This window comes from Flavobacterium galactosidilyticum (assembly GCF_020911945.1).
Lineage (GTDB): Bacteria > Bacteroidota > Bacteroidia > Flavobacteriales > Flavobacteriaceae > Flavobacterium > Flavobacterium galactosidilyticum.
The window spans coordinates 721,414-738,840 of record NZ_CP087135.1; the positions used below are offsets into that span (position 1 = coordinate 721,414).

Genomic DNA, 17,427 nt, shown 5'->3' on the forward strand with positions numbered 1-17,427 from the left:
ATTAGGTCTTTCTACAAAGAATTCAGATTTTTTTATGTACTATACATCCTTATAAATCAGTTTTTTTTTGATTTATACTTACAAACAAAAAAGGAATTCTACTTTTAATATGTCAAGACTTTACGCCTCGTAGAGTGCCCGTTACTATTAACAACTACGATGTAAATTTCGTATTGTGGATTTATATTGAAGCTATGAATCATTTTTCCTTCCACTTTTTTATCTACAAGTAATTTACCTGACATATCATATATTTTAATATCAGTTTGTCCCTCTACCAAAGTTAAGTCTACATTAATTTCATCTCCATCATAATAAATTACGGCCGGTAAGTTAGTCACTTCTGGCGTTATTGGCACAAAATGAAGTATAAATCTATCTGCTGCATCTTTCACAGATCCTTTAAATTGGTAAGTTGGAATTAGATTTAAATCAGTAATCGTCTTTGCTTTTTTATCTTCTAATAATAGAACTTCGTAAGAGGCGCTTTCGTTACCAATACTTAAGGCATAATTCCCGTCCTTTCCTGCTTTAAACATTAAAGGAACCGACGAATTTTCGATAACATTAGTTAAATTCAGTACTGATAATTCCTTTTTCTCACGGTTTAAAAATAGTGAAGGTGCTGTCGTAACCGTACTAAAAAGTTTTGGAGCACCAGCCTCATTTGCAGGAGCGCCAAATTGAAGCAAAATTTCGTCAGAACCATAATTATCATTGGATGTTATTTGCACCTTAACAATTTCGGCTGTGGTTGCTTTCATCCTCATCCAATTGCTTTTACCGGTAGTTCCTCTAACACTGTTTGTCATGCCAATATTACCATTGGTTGCCGCCCTAACGAAAAAACCTTGCATTGGAGCAATATTTTGAGTAACTCCATTTGTACCAATTGCAGTCCCAGAATTAAATACTCCATAATTATTTGTCACTGGATTCCAAATCCACATATCATAACCATCGCCAGAAACTACCAAAGCATCTCGTGTCCATCCAGAAGTCGCTTTCCAATCGATTGTTGAAGGATAAGGATTTCCGATTAAATTAAATCCCCTAACCTTTGGATCTTCTCCATTAATACTATTTGTAATTGAATAAATTATACTTCCATTATTTAAATTTCCTGAAAATTCAGTGGTTGGATTTGTAGCTTGAACACTATACAAATAGCCACAACCAGGAATAAATTTTGTTGAAGAATGTACCGCTGGCCACTTTGGATTCTTTGGGTCGATCGTTAAACCGCCTTCATCGTTTTTATGATATACCCAGCAAGGAGTTGGCTCATTCCAAAGATATAAGTCATAACCAGTTCCATTGCCATACGTTCCCCAGGGAGTCAAACTACTTCCCACTATTGTTTGATTAGAAACAGGAGAAGAGAGAAAATGCCAGTCTTCGGAAGCACCGCTAATATATCTTTGTACAGTTGCAGGAACATTATTTGTATTATGAATAATCGAAGCTGTACCTGCCGCTGTTGACTTTAGCACAAATCCAGAAGTAGCTGCTGAGTTTGCTATAGTTCCTGTAACGGTCAAGCTTTTGGCTGCATCAATAATAAATTTTTTAGCCGAGTTAATTGTCAAATTATTATCAAGGGCAAAGTTCGTATTAAGAGTAACCCCATTTGTATTATCAATATTCAAATTAAAAATCTTTTCATTGAGATACTGGTTGCTTTCTAGGATTTGCGCTGAAGAACCTCCATAAATAATAGTTGGTGAATTTGAAAATGCGTCCAAACGTCCTGCAGAAACATTAAGTAAATTTAATATGCGAAGATTTCCGTTTACTGTTACATTATTTACGTTGTTTACCGTTAAATTAAAAACGGCATCATTAACAAAAGATCCCGCAGGAATTGATTGGGCAGCAGCACCGGCGAACTCCATTACAGAACCTGCAGTTGAAGCATCAATTTGTGCGCCGTTTGTAAAAAGAGTATTCCCTTTTTGGGTAAGTTTAAAACCATTACAAACCACCCTATAAATAGATTGTGCATTGGTAATATTGGTGACCGATCGGTTCTGATCCAACACTAAATGGTTTACCGGAGCATCATCAAAAACAATACTAGCATCTACCGCCGGAACAAAGTTTTGCGTCCAGTTTGCTGGAGTATTCCAATTATTGCTTATGGATCCTTTCCATTTGTTTATACACGATCCTACAGTTACAGCAAGGGTTTTATTTTGGCTTACGCTACAGCCATTTCCGGCAGAAACAGATATATTTCCATTCTGTCCGGCCGCTCCAACAGTAACCTTAATCTCGTTTGTGCCTTGACCATTAGTGATAGACCATCCAGCTGGGACTGTCCAATTATAAATTGTAGCATTAGCAACAGCGACAATACTATAAATTTGCGTGATTGCCCCAGAACATTGAGTAGCTGAACCTGTGATTGCACCCGGTGTGCCAGGAGCTGCACCTCCAGAGCCTCCATTATTAACAGTTATTAAAACTGGCGAAGAATAAGATATACACCAGGATCCAAACTGATTTTGTACTTCTGCTCTAAAGTAGGTATTTGCCGTTATAGCACCCATCTTACTTACAGTTAAAATATTAGTGGTTTCATCGATATCTGACACATTAGTAGTAAAACTAGCATCACTTGCTTTTTGCCATTTCAATATTTTTGTGTTTGCCGTTGCATATCCACTTAATGTCAAATTAGTGGTTGGTGAACTTCCAGAACAAATCGTTTGAGCAGGAGAAACTGAACCTCCTAAAGGAGCAGTAGTTCTAAAGGTTCCAGTATTAGAATATCCAGTTGTTGCACAGCTATTATAGGCTCTCACTCTATAATATAAATCTCCGGAAGGGAGTTTATAAACTGGACTACTTCCATTATTATAATTCACGTGGAAATCATGATAGATATCTACATAATTAGTAAAATTAGCATCTGTTGCAATATCTAAATAAAATCCTGTTGCATTAGGTGCTTGATTCCAATTAAGCATTGCATAATCACATTGGATATTATCTGCATTAGTAACGACAGGAGCTGTAATTGGAATAGGACTTGTAGCAAAACTCATACTCGAAGAACTAGGGCTGGTACCACAGCTATTATTAGCTCTAACTCTGTAATAATAAGTAGTTCCAGGGTTCAAACCGGTTAAAACATAACTTAGACCATTCCCTACATCTAAATTATTATACCCTGATACAAATGTTGTAAACCCACTATTTGTGGATACATCGAGATAATATTTTGTTGCAGTAAAAGTCCATCCCCATTGAACCGTAAATCCGGTGCAGGTTGGACTATAGGCCCCTGCTGTACCTGGTGCAGAAGGCACTGAATTTACTGTAATTGTTGCTTTATTTTTTGCATTTCCTGAACTATCATACGTTGTTTTATACGCGACACCTCCAATAGTAGAAGAGATAGAGGTAATTGTAATAGTTGTTTCTCCTACATTATTTAACGCTACTGTTCCAAACCTTCCTATTCCTGCGGCGCTTACCGTCATAGTGGCGCTATTATTTGTTGAAGCATTGGGCGAACTTAAATCATAAGTAACGGTATAATCTCCAACTGGTAAGCTTTCGGCACTACCACCCATTGTTATCGTTAAGTTATTACCTAAACACACAGAACTTGCCGTTGATGTACTTGTTAATAAATAATATGCCACAATAACTCGGCCACTTGCGCCATTACCGCCATTGACCTTATTACCGCCACCGCCGCCGCCGCCGCCAGGAACAACCCCGTTTCCTCCATTTACTTGATTTCCTCCACCGCGACCACCTGCTCCTGCACCTATTCCCCCAGCTGCACCAAAACTTCCTGATCCTATAGCCCCATTATTTCCATTAGCTGTTGCAAAGGCAGATCCACCACCTCCACCACCACTACTTCCACCTGCTGATCCTCCATCACCACCAGCAAATTGTATAGTTGCACTACTTAAATTGATTGCCCCGCCAGCTTGTCCTGATGCACCAGCAGCCAGCACCCTACTCGAACCAAAACTAGAATTTCCGCCATTACCATTTTCACTACCACCTGCGCCAACAGTTACTATTTGTACAGACCCAGAATTAACATTGACAAATCCTGAAGCATACGCTCCTCCTCCTCCTCCTCCTCCTCCTCTTGCATTACTCCCACCTCCTGCTCCACCACCCCAGGCTTCTACCGTAACACCAGTAATTCCAGCAGGCGCCGTAAAATTTGTAGTTCCTGCTGTAGTAAATGTTGTTTTTGATTGTCCAAAAACGGAAGTAAATCCAAATAGTAAAAACAAGACAAAAAGTATTATTACATACCTATTTGTAGCTATTGTTATCTTTGTTTTTTCTGAAAAAGAAATTTTTTTCATATTTAAATTCAAGTCACAAATGTAACTTTTTGATTAATTAACTTATTTCTATTCAATTGTTTATTCTATAATTCAGCGGCTATACCTTTGCTTTCAAAGCTAACGCTATCCAACTTATCCTGAACTGACCAATTTATATTTACTTTCATTGCTTCTTCAAATCTGATTAATGTCCCCCATTGGTGGTATCAACCTTTTTGCCATCCTTATATTTAACAATATAAGCTTTTTTTATACCCTTAGCTATTATTCTGTTTTGTGCAGCTTTAGCTTCCTTTTTCGAATTGTATTTACCCGAAATATACCGAATTCTATCATTGGATAAAAATTCATAAAACACTGGTTTAAAATTTGAAAAGTACTTCGAATGTACGTAATTTTTGAATACTCCTATCTGAACGCTATAAAAGAGCCCTTGCTGATCAGATATCTTTTCGAAAGAAGTATTTCCCCTATTATTGATTTGCTCCTCTGTTTTAATTAAAATATCTTCCTTACTCTCGTCTCCTTTTTTTATGTTAGTTAGCGCAGCTGCTTTAATTTTTTTGCCAAATTGATAAGTAACTACTGAGGCTCCATTGATACCTCTTAATGAAAGAGTATTCTTAGCGATAAGCGCTCTTTCATAAGTTCTAAAAAACCCATAATAATACTCTACATTGCCATTAGGTAAATCTTCATAAAAAACTAGATCTAGATTTTTAAATTCTTTTTGCATGGAATGATCCTTATAAACCCCAAGCTGAATGCTGTAAAAAAGCTCCTCTGTATCAGTAACACCTTCGATCCGCTTTCCTATTACTCTTTCAGAAAGTATACCTTTATTTGTTTGTAAAATAGCTTCAGGAATAATCGTTTCTGTTTTATTTTCTATAAGTTCTTCGACTTCTTTGGTTTGTAAATTAGCGTCAGAAATAATCGTTTTTATTTCATCAACCAATTCTGTTACGCTGAGATTAAAATCCAGTCCTTCGACTATTGCTCCGTCTTCTGAAATTTCTATCGTCGCTTCATGTGCTTTTGGTAAAGCTTGATAATTCAACTTTTTTAATTGCTTCTCGTCAATACGCACTAAATATTTCCCAGGTTTTAGTCCTAAATAACTAAAATAACCATCAGATTCACTCAATATTTCAGTAACTTTCTTACCCTTGGAGTCATATATTTGAACCGTAACTCGGCCTAATCCTTTATTAGCATTCTCTTTATTTAAATAAACGGTACCATTTACTTCACCCAAAGAAATAATAGGTACAAATACCCGCTTATATTGGTTAGGATCAACTAAAACCTGATAGCTCTTGTGCTTAAATTTCCAAGATATATTTTGCAAATCGGTATCTGAAAACTCAACATTATAGTTAACAAAAGAATTCAAATCTGACACCCGAACAATGGAATCTTTTGCACTTATTACAGCAGTACCGCCCGATACCCTAACTGAAGACAAAAGCACCATTTTTTCATCCTTGTCAAATTTACCATTTTGATTAAGATCTAGGAAAGGATAAAACAAAATACCTCCTTTTCCTAAGGCTGAATTATTACCGCTATGAACATAATTATTATCGCCACCAAAAGCAAAACTCCCTTGCGCATTTTCTGAAAAACTTAAGCTTTTATTAGTATAATAAGATGATACTCCCGTACGTGCATAAGACAAATCATATCTAAAATTCAAAAAGACAGCATCAGTTTTGGATACAATGCTTCTTTCATAAGAAGCTGAAAAATACATCTTGGAAACCCTCTTTTCAATTTCAGCCCTATATCTGGTAAACATGCTATTACTCAAATTATATTCTACTGATGGTCGCAAGACTAGTCCATTAAACAAGCGATAAGACAATGATAAATTGTTTATCATAAATGGTGAATTATTCCCAATCCAATTCACTAAGGTTGATGAATTGACACTCAATTGCCTATAATAAGTCGAAAAAACGAAATCGATCTGATTGAAATTAAAAGAGTCGTAAACAAATTGACTAAAATTTAACTTAGAAAATCCTGAAAAATGATTTATTTTAAAAGGCACAGATATTCTAATTTTCCTTTCTTCAAGCGCATTAAAACGTGTTGCCAATTGTCCTTTGACGTATTTTGTGTAGTCCAATTCTAGGAATGCACTTTTTGTAAAATAATAATCCAACAATCCTTTCATCTTCACATCGTGAGCGTACTCTAAATTCATAACCAATTGGCTAAAAGGCTGGAAAGCTGCTTTTGCAAAAGGAATAAAAGGACGATTTGATATACTTGACAAATATTCTACTCCTCCGCCAAGAGTTAAAAAACGATTCACGCCGTAATTAAAATTCCCCTGTCCATAACGACTCCCGTTTTCATCTTGCAAGACACCTGCTGACATACTATATTCCAATGTTTTAGCTGGTATAAAAGTATAAGGTGTGTTTATGATGCGTTCTTCCGTTCGCTCTTCACCAAGCGGTCCATAGAATTTTAGCTTTAAAGTAGTGTATCCATAAACAATAGGAACACTAAAAACATATAAACCAGATGCATCAGCGGCAGTATAATCTACCAAAACATCGTTTATGTAAAGTTCTACTGTCCAATTAGGCTCTGTATAATCATTAATAGTATAGCTTCCACTTGCTTTGCGAACAGTATTAGGCGAATTATTAATTGTTGCTCCAACTACGGGTGCTTCCAAAAAAGCAATACTTTGGTTGTATATTTTACCTACTTGAGCTTGTTTTATAAGTTTTTTATCATTGTCAATCCAACGCCAACTGTATTGAAGCTGACGATTGTCAAACTGGTATTTATCGTTATAATTTATTGAAATATTGGCTTCTCCAAAAAGCAATTCGCTTCCAACACCCACAATCACATTATTGGTTGAGGTATTATTCACCGTTTGATTTGAATTAAATCCCCAATCCAGCATACCAAACTTAAATAAATGGTAGTTACGGGGAATTATGGTGTCAACGACGATTTCCTGTCCTTGTAATTTTGAAATACTATTTCTAGCGTTTTCAATGCGCAATTGTTTTACATAAGGCAACTCAAAACTGGATACTAATTTTGCTGAAAGTGATCGAGGATTGAATGTTAAAATCAATCCAAATGCCTCAGATAAAACCGATGCCGCTATGTACTTAATGCCAGTTTCTTCCAATAATCCGTTTGTCGAATGAATCGTATTATTGCCTACTTTAATTTGTTTTGTATCATAATCAATAGAATACGACTTTTTTTCATTCTCAATAAATCCTTCTAAAGTATTTCCTTTAGTACTCTCATTACACATTATTTTAAGATGTGTAAATACCTCCATTACATTAACAAAAAGTAAATTAGAATCTGTAATGATGGCATTGGTTTCAAAACTCCACTTACCATCCACTTGGATTTCAATAGGAACTTCTTCAAAAGAAGAAAATAAGGCTAGTTTTTGATCCACTGAATTCCCTTGTGCACTAGTTGGAATAGCAGCGAAAACTGTAAATAAGACGTATAACCCTATAAAGCGAAAATTATAACCAAAAATACAATCAGAAATCTTCATTTTTTTTTGCTTATCGCTATTATTATTCTTGAGCAAAAGTCAAATCAAAATTACCCGAATAGGTACCCTTAGCTGCTCCGGCTGGTACGTTAAGCGTACCTCCAACTCGTAATGTTGTTATGAAATTACAATTGTTGTTTACAGGGAAACTTGAGCCGCTTGGCCCCTTTTCGGTTGAACCAATAGATAGAACTAGCGGAGGGCCTACTCCATTCCTTAAAGTTGTAGTTGGGTTATAACTTATTATAATATTTCTGCCCTGACATAGTTTTACCTCAAAAATAGCAGGCTTAACGGTAGAGCCAGAAATTGCAATAATACCTCCTGTTGTAGTTCTGTTTCCTTGATAATCTACAGTTATAGTGCCACCTGAGCCCGTATCATAAAAAACACCAAAATCAATAGGTTGAGTAGACTGTACGGTTATTTTTCTTTCAGGAAGTGCGGGCTGAGCATAAGAAATACTTATAACCAATAAGAAAACTGATAATAAAAACAGTCTTTTTTGTTTGCTATTTAAATCTAATATTTTCAACTGTAAAAAATTATACTTTTATAAATCCAATTCTTTTTCTGCAAGAACTGCTTTGTCTTCATTCTCTGTATAAATAACCTTAAATTTTCCACCTTCAAAGTTAATGTCCTTAGGTTTTTGCAAGGCTATTGTATTTCTTCGTAAAGTTCCAGGTGTATAGACACCTATACCCTTAATTTTTCCCACTTCATACGATTTGTTTTGTGGAGAAATATAATTGACCGTAATATCGCCATAACTTGACATATTTCCTATTCGATTGATATCAAAATGTAGAAAAGCACCCAAATCCTTTTTATTTTCATAGTGCAATCCAGAAAGTGTAATCGAAGTATTCGATTCGCCCTTACGAATGATATTGGCAATTGAAATACCAAAAACAGCCTCTATCTTTACCGATAATCCGGCAGCTTTATCTATACTTTCCTCTTGTCCAAGAGGCTTTGTAGTTTTAACGGCACGAAAATAAAGATGCGATCGATATTCGCCAACTTGAAGTTTATTGCTATTAATCAGTTGTACTTTGACGGTTTGGGATTCGTTAGGCGCTAAAGTGACCTGTCTTGGATACACTCTCAAATAAGGAGTTGCAAATTGCTGTCCTAAGTCAGGGACTGTGATTTCTTCAAAATTACCCAATTCAGTCATTCTAAATTCTACAAATGACATATTGTACACAGCGGTATCTTTACCAGTGTTTGCAAGATTGATCTGCTGAATTCTGTTTTTTTCTTCAAAAACAACTCTTTTCGGAAATATAACTAAATCTCCCTGAGCCATTATTATATTTGTTGAAGTATTGCAAAGCAATAAAATTAAAAAAAATCTTAGACCTTGCTTATTTAGCAAACAGTTTTTTATAGTAACATTCATTTTATACCTATTCTATATGTGTATTTGTTCGGAATTCTTTGAAATAATCCCGATATTACATAAAAATAGCGTCATCTTAAATGAGCTATAGTGAATGTCCATCGCGATTACAAATTCCTTGCAAAGTAACCAAAAAAAAGCAAGTATCACTAAATGCGACACTTGCTTTTTTGTATAATGTTGTATAAAATCTAGTTGTAGTTTACAATCACATTAAATCCCGCACTATTAGTGTACACGCCTGCAGGTTGAGATGCATTCAAATTTAATGTTGCACCTACACTAAAAGTTGCCGTTCCAGAAGCAAGTGTTTTAGTTGAATTACTTGTAAAAGTACTTACTTTCATATCTTTACCTACTGCACTAGCATTAGTTATCGTTATTGTGTCATCCGCAGGTAAAGTTAAAGCGTATGTATATGCTCCTTCTCCCGTAACCGTGAATTTTGCAGCTTCTACAGTACCCTTTGTAGCTGGAAGTGTCACACCGCCTCTTAAACTTCTAACATTATCTGGTGCCAACACTACCGTACCTACAGTACCGTTTGTAGCTATATGACCAAAATTCATGTCTAGTGTTTTAGTTATTGCAATTGGCTTAACAATAGTTGCAGTTGCAGTTGCAGAAGCAGTAGATTGAGCGTTTGCGTTGTTTGAGAATGCTGCGATAGCTAGGATAGCTAATAATGTGATTTTTTTCATGGTTGTAGGTTTTTTTGTAATTTTTATTTGATTTGGGAATCGTTGTTTTTTTAATTCGAGTGCAAATTAATATCAAAAAAAACCTTGTGTAAAATATTTTCGCCAACATGTCAAAATAGTCGTTGAAATACACAAACTCCTAAGTGAAGATATAAATTTCGTTCATTTCAACAGAAAAAAACAAGTCACAACAACCAATTTCTACCCATCTAAAACGAAAAAGTGATAAAAAATCAATCGCAAAATATAAAAGGGCAGCAATAAAAGGAATAGCTTTTACAAATTAGTCACCAAAATAGTTGTTGGCATTACTGTATGAAGAGAGAAAAAAAAGCAACTCTTAATTCATCACAAGAGTTACATGAATAAAAAAAAATGCTACTAGTTTTACAAGATAGTACTCAATTAAGATTTGAGACTTTGTAAAAAACTGTTTAGCATTTTAAAGCAATTTCGAGACTTTATTAATTTTAAAGAAGAGGAAAAAGTACAATAACTTTGATTTAAGCTGAAATTATCAATTATAATTAACAAGTATTTCGATTCCAGAACCCAAACTAGAATAGACTCCAACAGACTGACCAGCAACTACATGAAGCGTTGCTCCAAGATAAATTACCTCCTTACCATCTGCAAGAACTTTCGAGGCTGAGCTAGTAAAACCATTAATAATCATACTTTCGGCCCCATTGTAAATTAGGTGATCACTAGTAGGCAAGATCAAATTATATGCAAAATCACCTTGACCTGTTATAGTGAAACCAGCCGCGCTTGCAGTTTTTGCCGAATCATTTGGAAGACTAATGTTAGAAGACCCCACTCTAACACCTTTACTATCTGCGCCCAAAACCAGAGTACCAATTGCACCGTTAGTAGTAAAGCTACCAAAATCAATATCTGAATTTTTAATAATTTGTATCGGAGTTACTATAGTGGCTGAAGCCGACGCCGAAGCCTTGTTTTGAGCATTCATACTATTAAAAAAGCAAAATGCTATAAAAACTTTCAATAGAGTATATATTTTCATAAAAAATCGTATTTAAAAATATAGTATTTCTTAATCTTAAAAAAAATTGAATCTTGAATTTAAATCACAACTGAAAATTATCAAAAAAAATTAAATGCTTAATTATTTAAGACAAGACTAAAATAGCAAATAAATCAGATTAAATGCAAATATAATCGACTAAATGCGTTTTTTAAAGAAATTAAATTAAATTTATAAAAAAATACCTACTAATTATAAAATTAATCAAAGATTAAGTATAAACTTCAGTTACGATATAATATTGAAAGTAAAAGAAATTGAAAGTTATACTATTTGGAACCTAATATTTCCAATTCTAGCTAAACAAGTAGCTCATTGCTAAAAAACATTCACTTTAGCGGCTAAGCGACAGATTTTTGAATGCAAAAACAATAGCACTATACTATTTGTATGAAATAAGAAAACAAAGTAGACAAAAAACCTATCGTTTCCGAAAACGAAGTTGCTGGAAAACTAGAATAATATTTGAGTATAAAATTTTAAGGATTACTCACTGACTTAAACAACTACTAGACAATAGCCTAGCTACTAATAAAGCAGATGTAGATCGTGTGAAAACTACAAAGGGATCTCTAAATTGCTATTGGGAATATAACGGAATAAAAAAGTGATTACGAAGCGGATGTAAATTTAAAAAATAATTAGCCCTAATTTTTGCTATTCAAATGCCTTTCCCAAAGATCCAAAATTAATTGCAAATTTATTAGAAAAATCACTAAATGTAGGTATTGTACTGCAATCCAAATTCGACTTACTTTGCTTTTACAAAAAATAATTGTTTTGTTAATTATTTACATTAATTAAATTAAGTTTAAGATGGTAATTGCTGAAAAATATAAGCAGGCGAGTAAGGAACTGATAAAAGTAATCCCTAAAAAGGAACGATATTTTTTTTATCTAGGTGCTTTTATTCTGCTTACTATCACTCTATCTGCAGTAATCTTGGTGTTAGTATTTTTAGAAGTTCCTAAGTTTTTAAACCACCAAGTTTAACTATACAGTAAACATTTAATACAATCAGCACTACTATAAACTTAATTATATAACGATTTTTACTTATTTTTTAAAAGCCACTGCTTTTGCAAAACACTCTAAAAAGCAAAAGCCTCTTAATCCAAAGATTAAGAGGCTTTTAAGTACCCGGAGCCGGAGTCGAACCGGCACGGTTTCCCACAGGTGTTTGAGACCAGCGCGTCTACCAATTCCGCCATCCGGGCTTAGCAGACATGAAATAACAGCAGTTATTTCAACGCAATAAAAGATGTGATTGTGTTTAAATCAACCATCAATTCCTTTAACACGGTGCAAATGTAAAAAATAATATTAAAAATTCAACTAAAAATACTTAATTTTTTCCTTTCAGAGTTGAATAAATTTTATAAATTTGCACCTCGGTAAAAACGAAACACACAACTAACTACACCCGAGGCAAATACATATTTGATGCTACTAACAAATGTTACAGCTGAACTGTATGGAGCGCAGCGGAATAAAAACAACAAATTAAATGTCACACCTAGAACCTGAAGCTAAAATTTTTGCTTGTTCACAAAGTGTTTATCTAGCTGAAAAAATAGCCAAAGAATACGGAATTCCTTTAGGGAAAATCACAACGTCAAAATACAGTGACGGTGAATTCCAACCTTCTTACGAAGAGTCTATCAGAGGATTAAGAGTTTTTATTGTTTGTTCAACATTCCCATCTGCAGATAATTTGATGGAATTATTGTTAATGATTGACGCGGCAAAACGTGCATCAGCAAGACATATAACAGCAGTAATTCCTTATTTCGGTTGGGCGAGACAAGACAGAAAAGACAAACCGAGAGTTCCGATAGGAGCCAAATTAGTAGCGAATCTATTAGATGCTGCTGGAGCAACAAGAGTAATGACTATGGATTTGCACGCTGATCAAATTCAAGGTTTCTTTGAGAAACCAGTTGATCATCTTTTTGCCTCAACTATCTTTTTACCATATGTAAAAAGCTTAGGATTAGAAAATTTAACTATTGCTTCGCCAGACATGGGAGGTTCTAAAAGAGCGTATGCATACTCTAAGTTTTTAGAATCTGACGTTGTAATTTGTTACAAACAAAGAAAAGAAGCTAATATTATCGACACCATGGAATTGATTGGTGAGGTAAAAGGTAAAAATGTAATCTTAGTTGATGACATGATTGACACCGGAGGCACTTTGGCGAAAGCCGCTGATTTAATGATCGAAAAAGGAGCATTGAGCGTAAGAGCAATTTGTACTCATGCCATTTTATCAGGAGAGGCTTACGAAAAAATTGAAAATTCTAAATTATTAGAATTAATAGTTACCGATTCTATTCCGTTAAAGAGAGAATCAAAAAAAATAAGAGTATTGAGTTGTGCGCCATTATTTGCAGAAGTAATGCACATGGTACACCACAACAACTCTATTAGTGGGAAGTTCATAATGTAAATACCCACGATTCCCGAAACGGGAATTTAAAACAAGAGTTTAATTAATAACTATAATAAATTTTACAATGAAATCGATTACAATTAAAGGATCAGAAAGAGAAAGCGTGGGCAAAGTAGCAACTAAAGCCTTACGTAATGCTGGATTGGTTCCTTGCGTTTTATACGGAGGAAATCAGGCAGTTCATTTCTCAGCAGAAGTTATGGCTTTCAAAAACTTGGTTTACACCCCAAACGCTCACACAGTTGAGATCGATCTTGGAAAAGGAAAATCATTTCAAGCAGTTTTACAAGATATCCAGGTTCACCCAGTATCTGATAAAATTCTACACATTGACTTTTTTCAATTATTTGACGACAAAGAAATCACTATGGAAGTTCCTGTGAAAATTGTTGGAAAATCTAAAGGAGTTATGGCTGGTGGAGATTTACGTTTGAACACACGTAAACTTAAAGTTAAAGCTTTACCTAAAAATCTTCCAGATTTTATAGAAGCTGACATTACACCATTAGACATGGGTAACAAATTATATGTTACTAAAGTAGCTTCTCCTGACTACAAAATCATGCACCCAGACAACACTGTTATCTGTCAAGTGAAGATTTCTCGTGCAGCGATGAAAGCAGCTCAAGAAGCAGCAAAAGCAGCAAAAGCTCCAGTAAAAGGAAAGAAAAAATAATATTTTTTCAAGCATATTCAAAAGCATCAGTTGCAAAACTGGTGCTTTTTTTGTTTCATAAACTATCCTATAGTTATTTAGGAGCATACATTTTTATTTTCAATACACTACTCGTCCCGCTTTACATTACAATATTTTTGTTCGCCAAAAAAGGCTCACAAAAATGATTTTCATTACAATCGGGGCTAACTTACAGGATTTGCATCTACAAGAAATCCACGCTCTAATTTTAATCGGATATCGTATGAAACGAGAAATTATAAGCTAAACAAATACGAGAAATTATAAGCTAAACAAATACCAGAAATTATACAATTAAGTTTACTTTTGCAAGATGATTAAATGGATACAAAACCTGTTTTCATCAACAAAAACAGCTGATAACACCTCTGATATGAAGCCAGAGGTTCACGAATACCAAAAAAATAATATAGAAAGCGTGAGTACTAAATTTTTAATTGTAGGACTTGGAAACATAGGTGCCGAGTATGTAAATACAAGACATAATATTGGTTTTAAAATCGTTGATTTTTTAGCCAAAAAAGAAGGAATTAGTTTCGAAACTGTAAAACTAGGTGCTTTAGCCCAATACCGGTTCAAAGGCCGCACTTTTTTACTGCTAAAACCTAATACTTACATGAATCTGAGCGGAAAAGCGGTTCAGTATTGGATGGAAAAGGAAAAAATCCCTTTAGAAAATATCTTTGTAATTACAGATGATTTGAATCTTTCCTTTGGAAGCATCCGCATTAGACCTAAAGGCAGCGATGGTGGCCATAACGGATTAAAAAATATTAATCTGGTTTTAAACACTCAAAACTATGCTCGCTTTCGTTTTGGCATCAGCGACGAATTCAAAAAAGGAAAACAAGTAGATTACGTTTTGGGCGATTGGGATGATGCTGAAAAAACAGCACTTCCTGAACGACTGGAAACGGCTTCAGAAATCATAAAATCATTTGGAACAGCCGGATTAGAAAACACCATGACTTCATTTAATGGGAAATAAATAATTCATTATAGACATCAAATAACCAACAGATTACCTCAACTTTTTAATGAGAAAAAATAATTTAATTTTAAGTTCTTGCAAATAAACGTACATTAAATTTATTACATTTGAGAAACTAACCAACTCCTAAAAAAACCATCGCTTATATGAAAATCATTACTCTAATTTGTTTTTTTACCGTTCTTGTTACCTATGGTCAGCAAAACATGTCTTTAAAAAGCAGTAAAATAAACCCAAAAAATGGATACTCCAGATGTTCTACAACGGAGTATGAAGACTATTTAAAAAAGAAAAATCCAAAAAGATTAAGCGCTGTTCAATTTGAAAATTGGATTGCACCAATTATTGCAATTGAAAAAGAAAAGCGTAAAAACAACAAAACCCAACAAACGCAAGTTGTATATAACATTCCGGTAGTCATTCACATCATTCATAACGGCGCGCCAGTCAATACAATCGCATCACATACCTCAGAAAACATTTCCTACGCCCAAGCGGTATCTCAAATTACCGTAATGAATCAAGATTTCAGGAGATTGGCAGGAACTCCAGGAGCTGCGTCAACAGGATACAATTTAGGTGTAGATTGCGAAATTAATTTTGTACTCGCACAACAAGATCCTAATGGTGTAACTACTAATGGTGTAAACCGTGTCAACATGGGACAAGCGGCTTGGAGCGAGGAGAGTATCGATGATATCGTTAAACCCCAAACGCAATGGGATCCTAAGAAATACTTGAATATGTGGGTTGTAAAATTAGTTGACGACACTATTTTAGGATACGCACAATTTCCCTCTGGCTCCACTTTACAAGGCATACGTAACAATCGAGGCGCAGATAAAACCGATGGTGTTGTAGCTAGTTACGATGCTTTTGGTACTAAAGCCGTTAATGACGGTTCATTTAATTTGAATCCAAGTTATAACCTAGGCCGCACCATGACTCATGAGGTGGGCCACTGGTTAGGATTAAGACATATATGGGGTGATGATGAGCTATGTACAGGCGCTGATAACACATCAGGAGACTTTGTAGCCGATACGCCTGATTCAAACACAGCGAATTATGATTGTGTCACTATTTCGCATTGTACTGGAAATGATATGATCGAAAATTATATGGATTATACGAACGATGCGTGTATGAATACCTTTACCGCAGGACAAAAAGCACGTATGGTGGCCGTAATGACAAATTCTGTAAGGAGAAAAGAATTATCTAGTTCTAATGGTGGCACACCTGGAACTAGTTATGCACTCGACGGAACTATTGCAAACATTACAATTGCTGTTGATGGTTGCGCGTCAACGTACAACCGAATTATAACCCTTGAAAATAGAGGTACAACCACGCTGACGACGGCATCGATAAACTATAAGTTGGATAACGGAGTAACTACAACGTACTCATGGACTGGTAATTTACCACAATATGCAACGATAAATATTGATTTAGGTTCCGTAACTACAACAAGTGGACCACACACTTTTCAAGCGGATATTGTGAACGTAAACAATTTAGCGGATATGAACACTGCAAACAATACGCTAACCAAGGCGTTTACACAAGATTCAAAATTAAGCGTCGCTACGCCTACAGTAAAACTTGATTTACAATGTGATCCATACGGCTCTGAGACAACTTGGACCTTAAAAAATAGCTCGGGGAAAGAAATTTATAGTGGTGGACCTTATACTGATTCCGATTCAGGGCCTTTAAACCCTGTTGTAAATTCTATCTTCGAGCTGTTAAGTGGCGAATGCTACACCTTTACAATAAATGATTCTCATGGTGACGGAATTGCCAACAATGCTAAAAAAGGAAGTTACACTCTAAAAGATAATAATGGACTTTTAATTGCAACTGGCGCCGATTTTGGATATGGTGAATCAAAAGTACTTTCAATTGCTACACTTGCAGTTCAGAATTTTGAAAATTCAGAAGGCATTTATGCGTATCCAATTCCTGCAAAAGAAATTTTAAATTTAGAAGTTTCAAAGCGTTTTGGTTTGCCAACAAGTCTTACCATTACCAGTATATCTGGCCAAACGGTTTATACTAAAACAGTTTCAAGCGCAGCTGACTTACACATCAATACCTCTTTTTTAAGCAGCGGTGTTTATTTTATCACCGTTGTAAAAGAAAACGCAAAAAAAACACTGCGATTTATTAAAGAATAACATACTAGTAGATTATAAAGGAGGATTAATTTCAATCCTCCTTTATAATCTGTTATTATTACCATA

The 17,427-nt window shown here is 34.9% G+C and carries 10 protein-coding genes and 1 tRNA gene; 4 read left to right on the forward strand and 7 right to left on the reverse strand.

The window, feature by feature from the left end; all coding sequences use genetic code 11:
- Positions 1-104 precede the first annotated feature (104 nt).
- From LNP27_RS15220 to LNP27_RS03225, 7 genes are all read right to left on the reverse strand, one after another.
- On the reverse strand, positions 105-4,343 hold the full coding sequence (locus LNP27_RS15220; protein ID WP_255673714.1) for a fibronectin type III domain-containing protein: 4,239 nt from the start codon (positions 4,341-4,343) through the stop codon (positions 105-107).
- Positions 4,344-4,509: 166 nt separating this feature from the next.
- Complete coding sequence (locus LNP27_RS03200; protein ID WP_229943070.1) at positions 4,510-7,881, reverse strand: SpaA isopeptide-forming pilin-related protein; 3,372 nt, start codon at positions 7,879-7,881, stop codon at positions 4,510-4,512.
- A gap of 22 nt (positions 7,882-7,903) precedes the next feature.
- Positions 7,904-8,416, reverse strand: a complete 513-nt coding sequence (locus LNP27_RS03205) for a DUF4402 domain-containing protein (protein WP_229943071.1) — start codon at positions 8,414-8,416, stop codon at positions 7,904-7,906.
- Positions 8,417-8,434: 18 nt separating this feature from the next.
- The gene (locus LNP27_RS03210; protein WP_229943072.1) at positions 8,435-9,196 is read right to left on the reverse strand and encodes a fimbrial biogenesis chaperone; all 762 of its coding nucleotides are present in this window, start codon (positions 9,194-9,196) and stop codon (positions 8,435-8,437) included.
- A gap of 284 nt (positions 9,197-9,480) precedes the next feature.
- On the reverse strand, positions 9,481-9,990 hold the full coding sequence (locus LNP27_RS03215; RefSeq protein WP_229943073.1) for a DUF4402 domain-containing protein: 510 nt from the start codon (positions 9,988-9,990) through the stop codon (positions 9,481-9,483).
- 517 nt (positions 9,991-10,507) lie between these two features.
- Positions 10,508-11,017, reverse strand: a complete 510-nt coding sequence (locus LNP27_RS03220) for a DUF4402 domain-containing protein (protein WP_229943074.1) — start codon at positions 11,015-11,017, stop codon at positions 10,508-10,510.
- A 1,158-nt stretch (positions 11,018-12,175) separates the two neighbouring features.
- Positions 12,176-12,255: transfer RNA gene (locus LNP27_RS03225), tRNA-Leu, on the reverse strand.
- Between the two features lie 290 nt (positions 12,256-12,545).
- Here LNP27_RS03225 and LNP27_RS03230 point away from each other — a divergent pair.
- The 4 genes from LNP27_RS03230 to LNP27_RS03245 all read left to right on the forward strand — a co-directional run bounded on the left by LNP27_RS03230 (position 12,546) and on the right by LNP27_RS03245 (position 17,361).
- On the forward strand, positions 12,546-13,487 hold the full coding sequence (locus tag LNP27_RS03230; RefSeq protein WP_229943075.1) for a ribose-phosphate pyrophosphokinase: 942 nt from the start codon (positions 12,546-12,548) through the stop codon (positions 13,485-13,487).
- A gap of 67 nt (positions 13,488-13,554) precedes the next feature.
- Positions 13,555-14,166, forward strand: coding sequence for a 50S ribosomal protein L25/general stress protein Ctc (locus LNP27_RS03235; protein ID WP_229943076.1), 612 nt, complete (start codon positions 13,555-13,557; stop codon positions 14,164-14,166).
- Between the two features lie 334 nt (positions 14,167-14,500).
- Positions 14,501-15,175, forward strand: a complete 675-nt coding sequence (gene pth / locus LNP27_RS03240) for an aminoacyl-tRNA hydrolase (RefSeq protein WP_229943077.1) — start codon at positions 14,501-14,503, stop codon at positions 15,173-15,175.
- 149 nt (positions 15,176-15,324) lie between these two features.
- The gene (locus tag LNP27_RS03245) at positions 15,325-17,361 is read left to right on the forward strand and encodes a M43 family zinc metalloprotease (RefSeq protein ID WP_229943078.1); all 2,037 of its coding nucleotides are present in this window, start codon (positions 15,325-15,327) and stop codon (positions 17,359-17,361) included.
- Positions 17,362-17,427: the final 66 nt, after the last annotated feature.